General features: G+C 66.5%; 14 protein-coding genes and 1 tRNA gene. 8 read left to right on the top strand and 7 right to left on the bottom strand.

Annotated features, from left to right (window positions below):
- Nucleotides 1-5 precede the first annotated feature (5 nt).
- The 6 genes from CBR61_RS02780 to CBR61_RS02755 form a co-directional block, all read right to left on the bottom strand.
- Nucleotides 6-1,373 carry a M48 family metalloprotease gene (locus CBR61_RS02780; protein ID WP_088912992.1) on the bottom strand — a complete coding sequence of 456 codons (1,368 nt, stop codon included), beginning with the start codon at nt 1,371-1,373 and terminating at the stop codon, nt 6-8.
- Between the two features lie 141 nt (nt 1,374-1,514).
- Nucleotides 1,515-3,278 (bottom strand): hypothetical protein, encoded by a 1,764-nt coding sequence (locus tag CBR61_RS02775; RefSeq protein WP_088912991.1) that lies wholly within the window; start codon nt 3,276-3,278, stop codon nt 1,515-1,517.
- A 144-nt stretch (nt 3,279-3,422) separates the two neighbouring features.
- On the bottom strand, nt 3,423-3,863 hold the full coding sequence (locus CBR61_RS02770; protein ID WP_233996820.1) for a DUF2141 domain-containing protein: 441 nt from the start codon (nt 3,861-3,863) through the stop codon (nt 3,423-3,425).
- Nucleotides 3,860-4,633 carry a sterol desaturase family protein gene (locus CBR61_RS02765; RefSeq protein ID WP_088912989.1) on the bottom strand — a complete coding sequence of 258 codons (774 nt, stop codon included), beginning with the start codon at nt 4,631-4,633 and terminating at the stop codon, nt 3,860-3,862. Before CBR61_RS02765 ends, CBR61_RS02770 begins: the two co-directional genes overlap by 4 nt.
- Nucleotides 4,634-4,680: 47 nt before the next feature.
- Nucleotides 4,681-5,184 (bottom strand): MmcB family DNA repair protein, encoded by a 504-nt coding sequence (locus CBR61_RS02760; protein ID WP_088912988.1) that lies wholly within the window; start codon nt 5,182-5,184, stop codon nt 4,681-4,683.
- A 52-nt stretch (nt 5,185-5,236) separates the two neighbouring features.
- Nucleotides 5,237-5,623: a hypothetical protein gene (locus CBR61_RS02755; protein ID WP_088912987.1), complete on the bottom strand. Its 387-nt coding sequence runs from the start codon at nt 5,621-5,623 to the stop codon at nt 5,237-5,239.
- Nucleotides 5,624-5,773: 150 nt separating this feature from the next.
- On the opposite strand from CBR61_RS02755, the gene CBR61_RS02750 reads away from it, so the two are divergent.
- From CBR61_RS02750 to CBR61_RS02725, 6 genes are all read left to right on the top strand, one after another.
- Nucleotides 5,774-5,850 (top strand) — tRNA-Arg (locus CBR61_RS02750).
- A 473-nt stretch (nt 5,851-6,323) separates the two neighbouring features.
- A complete protein-coding gene (locus CBR61_RS02745) occupies nt 6,324-7,337 on the top strand; it encodes an efflux RND transporter periplasmic adaptor subunit (protein ID WP_233996819.1) in 1,014 nt (337 codons plus the stop codon).
- Nucleotides 7,337-10,441 (top strand): efflux RND transporter permease subunit, encoded by a 3,105-nt coding sequence (locus tag CBR61_RS02740; protein WP_088912986.1) that lies wholly within the window; start codon nt 7,337-7,339, stop codon nt 10,439-10,441. Before CBR61_RS02745 ends, CBR61_RS02740 begins: the two co-directional genes overlap by 1 nt.
- The gene (locus CBR61_RS02735) at nt 10,438-11,817 is read left to right on the top strand and encodes an efflux transporter outer membrane subunit (protein WP_088912985.1); all 1,380 of its coding nucleotides are present in this window, start codon (nt 10,438-10,440) and stop codon (nt 11,815-11,817) included. The genes CBR61_RS02740 and CBR61_RS02735 overlap by 4 nt, the downstream gene beginning before the upstream one ends.
- 4 nt (nt 11,818-11,821) lie before the next feature.
- A complete protein-coding gene (locus CBR61_RS02730) occupies nt 11,822-12,499 on the top strand; it encodes a response regulator transcription factor (protein ID WP_088912984.1) in 678 nt (225 codons plus the stop codon).
- Nucleotides 12,496-13,824, top strand: a complete 1,329-nt coding sequence (locus CBR61_RS02725) for a sensor histidine kinase (RefSeq protein ID WP_088912983.1) — start codon at nt 12,496-12,498, stop codon at nt 13,822-13,824. Before CBR61_RS02730 ends, CBR61_RS02725 begins: the two co-directional genes overlap by 4 nt.
- Nucleotides 13,825-14,108: 284 nt before the next feature.
- On the opposite strand, the gene CBR61_RS02720 is transcribed toward CBR61_RS02725, so the two are convergent.
- Nucleotides 14,109-14,432 (bottom strand): excalibur calcium-binding domain-containing protein, encoded by a 324-nt coding sequence (locus CBR61_RS02720; RefSeq protein WP_088912982.1) that lies wholly within the window; start codon nt 14,430-14,432, stop codon nt 14,109-14,111.
- A gap of 398 nt (nt 14,433-14,830) precedes the next feature.
- Between CBR61_RS02720 and CBR61_RS02715 the strand changes: the two genes are divergently transcribed.
- On the top strand, nt 14,831-15,022 hold the full coding sequence (locus tag CBR61_RS02715; protein ID WP_023836545.1) for a helix-turn-helix transcriptional regulator: 192 nt from the start codon (nt 14,831-14,833) through the stop codon (nt 15,020-15,022).
- Between the two features lie 44 nt (nt 15,023-15,066).
- A complete protein-coding gene (locus tag CBR61_RS02710) occupies nt 15,067-15,579 on the top strand; it encodes a hypothetical protein (protein ID WP_088912981.1) in 513 nt (170 codons plus the stop codon).
- Nucleotides 15,580-15,617 lie beyond the last annotated feature (38 nt).

Here is a 15,617-nt window from a genome sequence, read left to right as displayed (position 1 = left end):
CAGCCTTAGCGGCGGTTCTTCACGCGTTCCAGTTCGGCGCGCGCTTCGAGCGCGACATCCTGCGCGCGGATCCAGTCTGCCGAGCCGTAAGGCAGGTAGGCCTCGGCCGCCTGGGCATTCGCAAGCGCCTGCGGATATTGCCGGTTCATCACCTGCACCTCGGCGCTGGCGAGCCGCGCGCGCGGGATATCCCCGCGGGCCTCGTAGACCACGCCGAGCTGGTACCATGCGAAGGGATTGTAGCGATCCCGCTGGACCGAGGCGCGCAGCACCTGTTCGGCCTCGGCGAAATTGGCCGGGTCCTCGGTGGCGATCAGCGCATGGCCGAGCATCCCGGCGATCAGCGGATGGGCGCGGGTCAGCTCGGTCGAGCGGCGCAGCGGCGCCAGCGCATCCTTGGGTCGCCCGGATTCGAGCAGCACCTGGCCCTTAAGCTCAAGGAACCACGGATTGTCGGGCTCCAGCGCCAGCAGCGCATCGGCCTCGGCCAGGGCGAGATCGACGCGTGCCTCCTTGTGGTAGGCATAGGCGCGGGCATAGCGCGCCGGCACGCTGGTATCGCGCACCGGATAGGCGTTGAGTGTGCGGCGCGGCTCGGAAAGATAACCAAACAGCTTGGCCTTGGCGCGCACGAAGCGTTCCTGCAGTTCGGGATCGGGCTCGGCATTCCATGCCCGGTCCTCCTCCAGCAGCCCGCGCAGGGTCTGGATGCGGTCGCCGGTCAGGGGGTGGGTGCGGGCATAACCGGCCTCGTCGGTCTGGCTGTAGCCGGCCCGAATCTCGTTGCCGCGCAGCCGCTCGAAGAACTTGATCATGCCCTTGCCGCTGATCCCCGCGCCCGAGAGGTAGCGCACGCCGGCAAGATCGGTGGCGGCTTCCTGGTCGCGGTTGAAGCTGAGGAAGCTGCCCATCGCGGCCTGCTGCCCGGCGGCGATGATCCCCATCGCCGCATCGCCCGCCCCGGCCAGCGCCGCACCGACGCCGAGCAGCAGCGAGAGGATCGAGATTCCGTTCGCCGCCTTGGTGCGCTCGTTAAAGCGCACCACGTGGCCTGCCGTGATGTGGCCGAGTTCGTGGGCGAGCACGCCCTGGACCTCGTTGGCGCTCTCGGCCGCGCCGATCAGCCCGGTGTGGACATAGATCGCCTGCCCGCCGGCGACGAAGGCATTGATCGAGCCGTCGTTGATCAGCACCAGCTCGACATTGCCGGGCTCGAGCTCACTCGCTTCGATCAGCGGGGCGGCCATGTCGAGCAGGAGCTGCTCGGTCTCGGCATCACGCAGGATCGATTGCGCTGCCGCAGGATGGGCCGCAAAGACGAGGCTTGCCAACAGCGCAAGGCAGAAGGTCAGAGGATTGGGGCGACCGCGCATTGGCGGTGACACTACCGGAGTTGCGCCTGAACGCAAACTGAAGGCGCGGCCCCTGTCACACAAGCGGCGTGTCCCCGCCCGGGCATCAAGCGTGCCTCGGGTGTTGATGTCCGGGCGGAGAGGGTGAGAGCGGCGGCTGCCTCAACCGGCGAGCTTGCGGGCGGCGCGTTCGATCTGGGCGATGTCTTCCGGCAGTTCGGCGAGGATTTCCGCGCAGCCGATCTCGTCGCGGCGGATCAGCACCAGCGCGAATTCGGGGCCTGCCCCGTCGAGATGCTCGAGCGTGATCGCCTCGAGCGCGCGCAGCTGGGCGGCGAGCGCCTCGCGCACGGCACCGGGCTCCTCGACCGGCTTGCCCTGTTCCTCGCGGCGCAGGCGGCGTTCGGCCTTGACCACCGCCTTCACCCCGCCCTCGGTCTCGGCGAGGAAGCCCGCAAGCGTCCCGCGGGCCAGCTTGAGGCGATGCGCGTGGGTCAGCACGGCGGCATATTCCGTGAGGCGGGTCTTGTCGTAATCGTGCCCGAACACGAGCTTGACCACCGGGGTCATGGGCGCGCGGTCCTGCACGGTCAGGCCGCTTTCGGCGATCAGTTCGGCATAGTCCTCGGGCGCGTCAGCGGCGGCGAGCGAGAAGTCGTAGGCGCGGCTGACCGCTGCGTAAAGCGCGCTGCGGCTGCGATCCTCGGTGCTGTCGGCGGCGCGGGCAAGCTCGCGCGCGGCGGCGAGGCAATCGTAGAGACCGGCATCCTCGGGCAGATCGTCGGCAAAGACGGGTTCGTCCTCGTCTTCGTCGTAGACATCGTCCGCGGCGGCGAAGACCGGCACCCGCGCCGCGACCGGAGCGGCGACGGGGGCGGGAATCGGCGCTTCGACCGGTTCGGGCACGAAGCCGTATGCGGGGGCGGCAGCCTCGTCCTCGTCTTCTTCCTCGGCGAAGGGCATGGGCTCGAGGCCGGTCAGGTCGATCGCCTTCTTGGCAGGGGCCTCGATGTAGTCGGCAAGGCTGGCGAAGTTGTAGCCGGCGCTCTCGCCCTCGCCCTCGTCCTCGTCGTATTCCTCGTCGTCGTCGCCGAGGCTGTACTGGCTGAAATCGGGGAGCGCGTCGTCATCATACGCGTCCTCGGTCCCGCCGAAAGCGGAAAGGGCCTTCAGGTCGGCGAAGTCGGCGGCGAAATCGTTGTAGGCGTGCACGGGTGCTGCGGCCTCGTCCTCGTGCTCGTGCGCGGGCGAATCCGCCCAGTCGGTGACAGGCTCAGCCGCACGCGGGGCCGGGTCTTCCTCGAGCTCGAGGTCGCTGCCGAGTTCGAGCGCCTGGTCGATCTCGAGCAGCAGCTCGTCGGCGGTCAGCTGGTCGGCCATTTCCTTCCAGTTGATCACCCCGTAGATGAAGTCGATCGTCTCGTCGTCGCTCGAATAGGGCAGCAGGATCCCGCGATAGAGGATCGCGATCCCGGCGTGATTGACGAATTCCGCCTCGAACCCGATCGGCGCCTGGTTGGCGAGGATTTGCATGTAGTGGTCGGTGATGCGGCTGAGCAGCGAGCGCGGCGGAACGTCCGACAGACGGGTGATGACCCCCTGCGTGCCGCATTCCGCCGCCAGCTTCTCGCCGAGGTATCGCACCCCGGGATTCTCGATCCCGTAGGAGAAATCGAGCAGCACCGAGTGCGGGCCGAAATCGGGGAGATTGGCGGGGTCGAGGTCCTCGATGCTCGGGAACATTCGTTCGCCGAGCAGGCTCGCCCAGTGGTTGTAGGCGCGCACCTGCATGCGGCGCTCGTCCTGGCCGATCGCCTCGGGCGGCAGCTGACGGGGCGCCGGTTCGGCGCTCTCGTCCTCCTCGATTGCGTCCCAGCTCCGATCCGATGCCGAGTCGGAACCGAAGGCGCCGCGCAGAGTGTCCATGGCTGTCATACGCCCCTTGGTGAACCTGTGTCGGCCCGTTCTGGCGCGGCGTGGTAAACATCACGTTAAACGGAAGGGGAGTCTTTGCTTGCGATCGCGCCGGTGCGCGATGCAGGGGGGGCGGTCCGCGCCACCGGACGTGGCTTACAGGAAATACCTCATCTTGATGGTGACGCGGCTGGTGCCTTCGCCCTGGACGAACACCGCGTCCTTGAACTTGGGCGGGGCCATCTTCACCGGCGCATCGCGCGAGAAGCCGTAGCCCTCCTTGGGCATCATCCCCATCGCGCGGTCGGCCTTGCCGTTGTCGTTCTCGTCGTGGAGCAGGGCGATCGCATAGCTGCCCGGCTTCACCCCGGTGAAGCGGATCTCGACCTTGCCGGCGGCGGGCACCACGGTGCGGTGCGCGCCCGCATCCTTTATGCACCGCGGGAAGATGTCCTCGCGCGTCGTCATGCAGGCGCGCACCACGCCCTTGGTGGACCTCAGGTCGGTGACCGTGATCACGACCTCGCCCGCCTGTGCCGGAACCGCCGCCGCCGCCGTCGCGGTCGCGGCCACCACGAACAGCGCGGCGCGCCTCACGCCGGCACCTGCGGGCCGTGCCCGGCCTCGGCCACGATCCGCTTCGACAGCCCCCTGTCGGTGCCGCAAAGCCGGTCCCAGACCCGGAAATAGAGCCCGAAATTGCATCTGTATTCCTCGTGATGGCGCTCGTGATGGCTGGCGGTTATCAGCCAATTGCCCAACGGCGAGTGAACGAGCCAGCGAGGGAACATCTCCCAGCCCATGTGGTTCGTCACCCCCATCACCGTGGCGATGGTCAGCACGAGGCCGAGCATGGCAACGTGGATCGGCACGAGAAACACCAGCACCGGGATCACGACCGCGCCGGTCAGCGCCTCAATGGGGTGGAAGCTCATCGCCGTCCAGGCAGTCGGCGGGCGGCTGTCGTGGTGGACGGCATGGGCGATCCGGAACCATTTCGGCCGGTGCATCCAGCGGTGGCTCCAGTAGAAACAGGTGTCCTGCACAAAGAGGTAGATCAGCACGCTGAGCGGATGCCACCACAGCGGCAGCGCGCTCCAGTCGGCGGCGAGCATCGTCCAGCCGTGATGCCGCCAGCCCCACAGCACGATCCCGGCTGGCGCGCCGTAGATCGCCGCGGAGAGCAGCGACCAGCGCACCTCGCGCGCGATCTGCGCGCCCTTGCCGGCATAGAGCCCCGGGCGCATCTTCGCGGTGGCAAAGGCGAACAGCCCGCTGGTCAGCAGATAGCGCAGTGCGACGATGGCGGTGACGGCAAGGCTGACGACCAGCAGCGCAATCGGAACGGGGGTATCGGCGGGGAGCATCGCGCGGCCAGCTATGCCGCAATTCCGCCGGGCGCGACAGGCCTATCTCAGTGGGCTGCGTCCAATGCCGTCGCCAGCGGATCGATCAGCGCCATGTGCCGGCGCATCGCCATACGCGCGAGCTGCTCGACCAGCGTCTTGCGCCGGGCCGCCGCGAGGGGCGCAAAAGCGGCGGGGCGCAGGATCTCGGCATCGTAACCGTCCGCCACGATCACCCCGCAGGTTTCGGGCCGGTAGGCCTCGCTCTCGAGCGGCGCACGATCGAGTGCGGGGGGCAGGCCCCAGTAAAAGCGGTCGCAGAAATCGAGATAGTCCGGCCACTTGGCATCGCCCAGCAGATCCGCGCGGGCGACCTTGATCTCGACAATCACGACGAGGCCCTTGGCGTCGATCCCCATCAGATCGGCACGCCGACCGTTCTTCAGGGGCACCTCCGAAAGGCACCAGATGTCGTTGCGGGCAAAGAGCCGGCCGATCCCGCGCGCCACGTCGCTCGCGGCCAGCGCCGGGGATGCAAGCGAATCGGCGGGAGGGGGCGAGGCACCGGACATGCTCCGGCGTTGGAACGAAAGTGGAACGCAGTCAAGCCTGCGCGGCGCTCCCTCAGGCGGGTTCGCGCGTCTCGAGCACCCGCACCATCGCCTCGCGGGCGGCGTGGAACTCGCGCCACAGCACCAGCGCCGGCGCGGCGGTGTCCTGTCCGCGGCGGGTGAGCGTGGCGAGCGCGGCCAGTCCGGTCTCGAGCATCACCGCGCAATCGGTGATGGTGCGGGCGACCAGGGCGCGCTGCCACGGATGGGCACGGGCGATCACCGCGCCGAGCTCGCCGCCGATCTCGACCGGCTCGGGCGCGAGCCTCGCGAGCATTGCCAGTGCCGCGGCCTGTCCGTGGAGCGCGACCAGCGCCTCGGCCAGCACCTCGGGCGCGGCGGAGGAATCGGCCGCCACACCGGCGTCGGGAAGAATCGGCTCGGGCGGGAGCGTGGCCATGGGGGCGAGCCTAGGCAGACGTCCTTTCCGAATGGTTAAATCCGCCCTCGCCGGGGATCCGCCGCGCCGCGCGGGCATGCCACAATTGTCTGGCATCGCGCCCCGCCTCTTGCTAAGCGCCGCGCCGCACACGAAAGTGCGCGCGGCCATGCACCCGTAGCTCAGCTGGATAGAGCGCTGCCCTCCGAAGGCAGAGGTCACAGGTTCGAATCCTGTCGGGTGCGCCATAATTTTCAATGACATACTGCGACGCACAATTTCGGTCACAATGCCCGTAAGTGAAATGTAAGTGCAACTCGACCTGCACTTACGCTCAATGATCATGCGAGTAACCTACTGAAAACCCGCTCGGGAGATGCAGATCGGCCCGGTTCCTTTGGCGGTCCGATTGACGCTCAGGCGACGCATGAGTTGCGGAAGCTGTTGGCGCCTCAATCTCGGCCAAGCGTTTCGGCCCACATGGAAACTGATCACCGAAAAGCCCTCCGGCCGGGTTTGGGACTTAGCAGTCATTCCTGAATGTCATACCGAGTGACCGCATTTGTCAGGAGCGGACGCGACCCTGTCTAGGAGCGTGTGGAGCGCCCACTAGATGTCAGCGGCCTACTAGCAACCACCCCGATGTCACTTTTGCATCGGGTTACACTTGCCGCGCAGCCGCAACATTGGGCTATTGTATAGCCTTGCCAACATTGCCCCAATGCACGCGCTCTATGCGGCGGGAATGCCAAACCGCTTCACCCTTGTCGCTTTCGCCCCTGCCATCCTCCTGACCGCGTGCGGAGGCGAACCGGCTGCGCCTGCCAAGGCCCCGGTCCACAGCGAGGCGATCGCCCACGAGACCGAGCTCGTCCGCCTGAAGCTTACGCCGGAAGCCCAGAAGCGGCTCGGGATTGTGACCGAGCGGGTCGGGGCGGGCACCGCATCGGCTATGCGCATGACGAGCGGCGAGATCGTCATCCCGGCGGGCGTCGGCGGCGCGCCGATCAATTCCGCCAGCAATCTGCAACAGCTCGCTGCCCAACAGGTCGCCGCCGATGGCGAACTTGCGCGTGCAAGCGCCCAGCTGGCATTGGCGCGCGTCGCCTACGACCGTGCCTCGGCTCTGGTTGATGAGGAAGCGGGCAGCATTCGCGCGCGTGATGAGGCGAAGGCGGCGCTTGGTGCGGCCAAGGCTGCTGCCGATGCGGCTGCGGCCCAGCGCCGCCTGCTCGGGCCATCGGTCGCAAGCCTTGGCAACCAGCGCTACGTCTGGGTGCGGGTGCCGGTGTTCGGGAGCGATCTTGCCGGGGTGCAGCAAGGCCAGTCGGCGCTGATCTCGCCGCTGGGACAGGACGGCGCGGAACGATCGGCGCGGCCCGTCGATGCGCCGCCATCGGCGAACGCAGTCGCGGGCACCGTCGATCTCTATTTCGCGCTCGACAATCGTGACCGGGCCTATCGTGTCGGCCAACGCGTCAGCGTCGCGCTCCCGCTTGCTGGTGGGCGGAGCGAAGGGTTGTCGGTGCCGACCTCCGCGATCCTGCGCGACATCTATGGCGGCGAATGGGTCTATGCCAAGGCCGAGGCCGACACCTATGTCCGCCAGCGGATCGAGGTTGCCGCAACCGAGGGCGGCCGCGCGATCCTGTCGCGGGGATTGCGTCCCGGCACGCTGGTGGTCACGGCAGGCGCTGCCGAACTGTTCGGCACCGAGTTCGGGGTCGCACACTGATGCTGGCCTGGCTGGTCCGCTCGGCGCTCAAGCAGCGCGTGCTGGTGCTTGCCATGGCAGCACTCTTGGTGGTGCTTGGCCTGCGAGCATCTGCCGATGTTCCGCTTGATGTATTCCCTGAGTTCGCCCCCCCTATCGTCGAGATTCAGACCGAAGCGCCGGGCCTGTCGACCGAGGAGGTCGAAAGCCTCATTACCGTACCGATCGAGACAGCGGTCAACGGCGTGCCTGATCTGGCAACTCTGCGCTCGAAGTCGGTGCTGGGCCTCTCCTCGGTGACGATCCTGTTCGAGCGTGGCACCGATGTGATCCGCGCTCGCCAGCTGGTGCAGGAGCGCGTGGCGCAGGTGCAGGCGCGGCTGCCTGCCGCTGCCCGCCCGCCGGTGATGCTGCCGCCGCTGTCGTCAACGAGCCGGGCGATGAAGATCGGCATCTCCTCCAAGAAGCTCGATCAGATGCAGCTGTCCGAGCTGGTTCGCTGGACGATCCGGCCCAAGCTGATGTCGGTGCCGGGCGTCGCCAATGTCGCCGTCTGGGGCTACCGTGACCGGCAGTTGCAGGTGCTGGCCGATCCCGACCGGCTGCAAGCGTCGGGCGTTACGCTGGCCGAGCTGCGCGCGGCAACCGGAGATGCGGTGCTGGTCGGCGGCGGCGGCTTTGTCGATACGCCCAACCAGCGGCTGCCCGTTCAGCAGGCAGGCGCGATCCAGACCGCCGAGGATCTTTCCCGCACGGTCATCAAGATCGCGGGCGATGCGCCGGTGCGGGTGGGAGATGTCGCGCGGGTGACCGATGGCTTTGCAGCCCCCATTGGCAATGCGATCATCGACGACGGCCCGGGCATCATGCTGATCGTCGAGAAGCAGCCCACCGGCAACACGCTCCAGCTGACCCGCGACGTCGAGGCAGCCGTCGAAGAGCTACGGCCCGGCCTCAAGGACGTGAAAATCGACACCACGATCTTCCGCCCGGCAACCTTCATCGAGAAGTCGATCGACAATCTCACTCGTGCGCTGATGATCGGCTGCCTGCTGGTGGCGATCGTCCTGTTCGCCTTTACCCGCGACTGGCGGCAGGCGACCATCAGCCTGGTGGCGATTCCGCTGTCGTTGCTGGCGGCCGGTCTCGTGCTGCTGTGGAGCGGGGCGACGATCAACACGATGGTGATCGCCGGACTCGTGATTGCGCTCGGCGAGGTGGTTGATGATGCAATCATCGATGTCGAGAACATCGCCCGCCGTCTCCGCCTGAACCGTGAGGCGGGCAATCCGCGCTCGTCCTTTGCCGTGGTGCTCTCGGCCTCGCTCGAAGTGCGCACGGCGGTGGTCTTCGCCTCGCTGATCGTGATGCTGGTGTTCCTGCCGATCTTTTTCCTCGGCGGGGTGGCGGGGACGTTCTTCCGGCCATTGGCGATTGCCTATGTGCTGGCGATTGCCGCCTCGCTGCTGGTCGCGCTGGTGGTGACGCCTGCGATGTGCCTGATGCTGCTCCCCAATGCGCCGATGAAGGAGCATCGCGACACGCGCTTTGTCGCCTCGCTCAAGCAGCGCTACCTCGGCGTCCTGCCTCGCCTGATTGATCGCCCACGGCTTGCCATGGGCATCATCGCGGGCGGCTTGCTGCTTTCCGGCGTGGGCTATCTGGGCTTCAAGGACCAGTTCCTGCCCGACTTCCGCGAGACCGACTTCCTGATGCACTTCGTCGAGAAGCCGGGGGTCGGCATCGAGGCGATGGATCGCATCACCATCCGCGCGTCGAAGGAGCTGCGCGCGATCCCCGGGGTGCGCAATTTCGGAGCGCATATCGGCCGTGCCGAGGCGGCTGACGAAGTGGTCGGCCCCAACTTCACCGAATTGTGGATCAGCCTCGACGACGGTGTCGATTACGACGCCAGCGTCGCGCGGATTAAGGAAGTGGTCGAAGGCTATCCCGGCCTCTACCGCGACGTGCTCACCTATCTGCGCGAGCGCATCAAGGAGGTGCTCTCGGGCGCTGGCGCAACCGTGGTGGTTCGGATTTACGGTCCCGATCAAGACGAGCTGCGCGCAGCAGCCGAGCGGGTGCGCGGCAAGGTCGCTAGCATCCCCGGTGTGACCGACCTTAAGGTCGAACAGCAGGTGCTTGTGCCGCAGATCCAGATCCGCCCGCGCGCGGCCGATCTGGTCACGCTGGGTCTGACGCCAGGCGAAGTGCGGCGGCAAGCGCAGACGCTGGTGGCAGGCGAGAAGCTGGGCGAGATCTACCGCGATCAGAAGGCTTTCGATGTCGCCTTGTGGGGCGAGCCGGCTATTCGCGGCGACCAGCACGCGCTTGCCGACCTGATGATCCAGACCCCGGTTGGCGCGCCCGTCCGCCTGCGCGATGTCGCCGATGTGGTAATTGTGCCCGCGCCGAACGAGATCAAGCGCGAGGACGGCCAGCGCCGTCTCGATGTCACGCTCAACATCGCCAGCGATGCCGATCTCGGAGCCGTTGCGCGCGGGGTCGAGGCGGCGGTGAGCGAGGTGCCCTTTGCGACCGGCTACCACCCCGAGATCCTCGGCGAGTATGCCGCGCTGAAGGAATCGCGCGAACGGCTGTGGACGGTGGGTCTTGCCTGCCTGTTCGGCATCCTGCTGCTCGTCTGGCTGGAGTTCCGCTCCGCCCGGATCACGGCGCTGGTGGGCCTTAGCCTGCCCTTTGCGCTGGTCGGCGGGGTCATCGGGGTCGCGCTCACTGGCGGGGTTTTGTCGCTGGGATCGCTGGTCGGCTTCGTCACCGTGATCGGGATTTCGGCGCGCAACGGGATCATGCTGCTCTCGCACTACGATCATCTGCGGAGGTTCGAAGGCGAGGCGTTCGGCCCGGCCCTGATCCTTCGCGGTGCGCAGGAACGTCTGGTGCCGATCCTGATGACCGCACTGTGCGCAGGGCTTGCGCTGGTGCCGCTGGTGATCGCGGGCGACAAGCCGGGTCACGAGATCGAGCATCCCATGGCGATCGTCATCCTCGGCGGCCTGATCTCGTCGACCGCGCTCAACCTGTTCCTGATGCCCGCACTCTATGCCCGCTTCGGCAAGGAACGCCCGGCACCCGAGCCCGAACTGGCGGAGGCGGTGGCATGAAGAGTTTTGTCCCCTTCGCGGCGCTGATGGTGACCGCCTGCGCAACCATGCCCCCACCTGCGGCTACCAAGGTCGATCCCGCGCTCGCTGCCGGGCCGTTCGCGAGCCTCCCAGTTGCCTCGATCGAGCCGGTGCCCGACGATTGGTGGCGGCTCTACGATGATCCTGTGCTTGACCGCTTGGTCGAAGCCAGCCTTGCGGCCAATGCCGATCTCAGGGTGGCCTATGCCAGTCTCGATGCCGCACGTGCGGCGCTGCGTCAGGCGCAAGCCGCCCGGCTGCCTCAGACCACGATCGAGAGCAGTCTCGGTATCGACAATCCCGCCAATCAGCCGAGCGCATCGGGTAATGTGCTGACCACCGACTATGATCTGGCGGTGACCGCAAGCTGGGATGCGGACCTGTTCGGACGTCTCCGTTCGGGTGCTCTGGCCGCACGTGCCGATGCGGAAGCACAGGCCGCTGCGCTCGATGGGGTAAAGGTCGCGGTCGTCGCCGATACGGTTCTGGCCTATGTCGATCTGTGCGGCGCAACCCGCAGCCTTGCCGTCGTGGGAGAACAGGTCGCACTTCAGGAGCGTGCGCTGACCATCACGCGGAGCCAGCTGGCAGCAGGCGAGGTATCCCCGCTGGAAGTCTCGCAGGCCGCCAACCTTGTCGCGGCGACCAAGGCGACCATCGCACCGCTGGAAGCCGCGCAGGCCAATGCGCGCTATCGCCTCGCCACGCTCGCAGGACGCCCGGCAGGAGAGGCACGCACCAATCCCGTCGCTTGCGCAGCGCCGCCGAAACTGCGCACTGCCGCTCCGGTCGGCGATGGAACCGCGCTGCTGCTGCGCCGTCCTGACATCCGCGAAGCCGAACGCCGCCTTGCGGCCGCCACCGCACGGATCGGCGTGGCGCGTGCTGATCTCTACCCCCGCATCAACCTTGGCGGGGCGCTAGGCCTGCTGAGCGGGGGGCTGGTTGCAACGGGCTCGCCGCTGGTGAGCTGGGCCTTCCCCAATCAGGCCCCGGCCCGCGCACGGATCAAACAGACTGAAGCGACCGAACGGGCTGCGCTGGCCGGATGGGATGTGGCGGTCCTCCGGGCGCTACGCGATGTCGAGACGGCGCTTGCGGCCTATGATGGCGAAGTGCGCCGGAACCGTGCGCTCACCGAGGCGCGCGACGAAGGACGCCTCTACGCCCGCCGCGCCGAGGCGCGCGTCCGGCTTGGCGATGCGGCACCGCTGCTGCGGATCGATGCCGACCGCACACTGGCGCAGGCCGAGCTTTCGCTGGCGCAATCCGAACTCGCGGTTGCGCAGGCGCAGGTGGCGCTGTTCCGTGCGCTTGGCGGTGGCTGGCGCAGCGGTGCCAAGCCGTTAGAATGATCGCATGAGAATCCTGATCGTCGAGGACGATGCCGATACCAACCAGTTCATCGCCCGCGGCTTGGCCGAGCTGGGCCATCAGGTGGTGACCAGCGGCGACGGGCGCGACGGGCTGTTCCAAGCGACCGATGGCGGCTTCGATGCCATGGTGGTCGACCGGATGCTGCCCGGACTGGATGGCCTTGCGCTGGTTAAGGCCCTGCGCGCTGCTGGAAACATGACCCCCGTGCTGATGCTCACCGCCGTCAGCGGGATTGCCGACCGGGTCGAAGGGCTCGAAGGCGGGGCGGATGATTATCTGGTGAAACCCTTCGCCTTTACCGAGCTGGCGGCCCGGCTCCATGCGCTGGGGCGTCGGCCATCAGCGGCAGCGGAGCCTGCGCGGCTGACGGCGGGCGACGTCGTGCTCGACCTGCACCGCCGCACCGTCACGCGCGCAGGCCGCAAGATTGCGCTCCAGCCCCGCGAGTTCACGCTTCTAGCCGAACTGATGCGCAACCCGGGCCGCATCATGACCCGCACCATGCTGCTCGAACGGGTGTGGGATTTCGACTTCAACCCCAAGACCAACATCGTCGAGACCCATCTCAGCCGTTTGCGCTCCAAGCTCAATGCCGGGTTCGACAGCGACCCGATCGAAACCGTGCGCGGCGCGGGCTATCTCATCAGGGACGGCGGATGAAGCGCTGGTGGCGCGGCACGTTCGGCTTGGTGGCAGCAGTCGCTTTGGGCTTTGCGCTCGCAACGCTGGTGATCGGCGCGGTGGCATTCGAAACCACCCATGAAGCGCTCGAACTGCAACTCGATCACCGCATCGCCATCGAGACGCAGGCGCTGATCGACGAAGGGCAGGACGGGCATGAGGGCGTGGCTGCCGCCATCCGTCGGCGCGAGGCGGCAAGCAGCACGGCAAGCCTCGGCTATCGGCTCGTCGATGCCCAAAACAGACCCGTAGCCGGATCGCTCGATGCAATTGTCCCGCCCAAGCCCGGCTATGTCGAACTGCTGCCTTACAAGTTGGGCGGCGAGGAGCGGATCGCGCAGTCGCTGACCACAGCCCTGCCGGGCGGCTATCGGCTGCTTGTCGGAGCGGATCGCGCCGCCATCGATGAAATGGACAACCGTTTTATCGTGCTGTTCCTGGGCGCCTTCGGAGCAATGCTGTTGCTCGGCATCGGTGCCGCTTGGCTGGTCGGCATCGTCACGCGCCGCCGCCTTGCCCGCATCGATCACACGGCTGCTGCGATCATTGCCGGCGATCTCTCGCGGCGCGTGCCCCTGACGGGCAGCGGCGACGAGTTTGACGGTGTAGCCACGACGCTCAACCGGATGCTCGACCGCATCGCCGGGCTGATGGAGAACCTGCGGCAGGTCTCAAGCGATGTCGCCCACGACCTGCGCACGCCGCTCACGCGGCTGCAAAACCGGCTCGACGAGGCGCTACGCGAGCGCAACCCCGAGCTGCAACGGGAGGCAATCGAGGCTGCCGCCGGGGAAGCGGGCGAACTGCTGGAGGTCTTTTCCGCCTTGCTGCGGATTGCAGAGGTCGAAGGCATGGCCGCCCGCGCACACTTCCAGACGGTGGACCTCAGCGCCGTCGTGTCCGACGTGGTGGAGGCGTTCCGCCCCTCAATGGAGAGCAGTGGTCACCTGCTTATCACCAGCATCGCGCCCAGCCTGACTATGCCCGGCGATCGCAGATTGCTGCAACAGATGCTCACGAACCTGCTCGACAATGCCGCGCAGCACACGCCGCAAGGAACAACCGTCCGCATCACCCTCGAAAGCACTCATGTCGGCATCAGACTCGCCGTCACTGATGATGGTCTGGGCGTGAGCGAAGACGAGGCGCCCGAGCTCTTCAACCGGTTCGCCCGTGTCGACCGCAGCCGGTCGACGCCGGGCCACGGTCTGGGACTGGCCATGGTCGCGGCAATCGTTGCCACGCATTCTGGCAGAGCCACCATTGCTCCGCGCCCTGGCTTTGGTGTGCAGGTCGAGTTTTGATCCAACCTGGCTGGCTGGCCATATGGCGCCACTCGCCTTTCCACCAACCACCAGTCATCGGCGGACGTGATGCGTGATACTGAAAAGGCCATGGCGGATATCGGCGGAAGCAGGCGTTCAGCCTTGCGATCGTGATTGACCGTGTCTGGGTCGAGAGCTGCCGATTTTCTTCACCCTGCTGGAGAGCTGCTTTCAGCCTCCATGTGTGCGGAACCTGCTGCTCGATGACCCCCCCAACTGTAGAATTCCTGCGACCGTTCGGGCCCTGAAAGCCCCTGTAATAATCAATGATAGGGCTCGCAGCCGATCCCATCGCCGTCGCCATCAAGCCGCTCCGAAAAGCCAGGCTCATGGCCATAAAGGGGCGCAACACCCGCAGCGCGGACCTCATTGCATCCCGAATACGTGTACCCGGCGGGCAGCGCATCGAGGATCGCACGCCGCTCCTGTGCAGCCTCCAAAGCATTCGCTCCAAAGGCCAAGCCAAGCCCCGAAGCGACGGCAATCAGACCATAGCGCCCGGCAGTCTGCAGGGTCGTTTCGGCAGTCGGCGCGGGACGCCGTTGAGGGCGATTGGTGAAGCGCCGGTAGGGTTGTGGGCGAGCCATAGGATTGAATTACAATCCAATCCTCAAGGCTCCGTTAAATGCGCAAGGTGCCGAGTCGCGCAGATTCCGGCAACAAACGCCGACACAATGCGCTACGGTTGCCGTTGATCACCGCCAAGATCGAGCATGAGCATTTCGCTCACACAATTCTTGCTGGCCGCAATACGTCCCAGTGCGTCCGCTCGCGTCCTCGCAGGATGTGGAACGGCATTTGATCCTGTTTTGTTCTTTCCAACAGCCAGACGTTGCACATAGCTTCTGATGGTCACTGAAGCTCAGGCAGGGGTGTCGGGTTGAACACAGGATAGCCGTGCGGCTCGCCGTACGACGGCCAACCCGCCACTCCGGAAGGGGACGACGGCGCCAGTGACAGAACCTTGAACCATAAGGAATCTGTCATGTCGAATACCGAACTGATCACCTGCCAGGAGGTGCTGCGCCTCACCGGCATTCGCAGCCGCTCCACCATCTGGAGGAAGATGCGCAAAGGGGGCTTCCCCCATCCCGTCGACATCGGCGGGGGACGCATTCGCTGGCGCGCCGCCGACATATCGGAGTGGATCAACGCCCTTCCGCTGCGCCGCTACTGACCCCCTCTATTGGCGGGCGGTGGCCCGCAGAAAGCACCTTCCCAATGTCCATCTATTCCATGTTGAAAGCCGCCTTGCGTGCGCAGGGCTGGATCCTTGCCCGCGTCCCTGAAGATGATGAGCTGCACGCAGCCGAGCTGGTCGACCTTCTTACCGAGGACAACGCGGACGGACGCGCGCGGCGCTTCGCTCTTGCGCCCTGGCTGACCTTTGAGCGCCCCGTCATCGCGCGTTTTCTGGGCGAGACCTGCATCCTCACTGTCGAAGGTCCGATCTACCTCAAGCACGGCTTTGGCTATCCTCTGGGAAGCCAGATGCAGACCGAGTTTGGCTGGCTCGCCCTTGCCCCGGTGGAAACCGGTCAGCTCATCGATGAGCTCCGCGCTGCGATCGATCTGGTGCTGATGCGGTGGTTCACGGACCCTGCAATGGTGCCCCGCCAGACGTCGTCACGGCAGCCGCGCGAGCGGTTCTTCGATGACCATCTCGCCAAGACCCAGATCCGGTCTGCGACGCCTCCCGTCCGTCACGAGGAGCAAGCCGCCGATGACCAGTAACTTCGGAAAAGCGGGAACCATGAAGGGCCACGATGCGA

Source organism: Porphyrobacter sp. CACIAM 03H1 (assembly GCF_002215495.1).
In the GTDB taxonomy this organism is placed as follows: Bacteria; Pseudomonadota; Alphaproteobacteria; order Sphingomonadales; family Sphingomonadaceae; genus Erythrobacter.
This window is presented reverse-complemented; position numbering and strand designations above follow the sequence as displayed.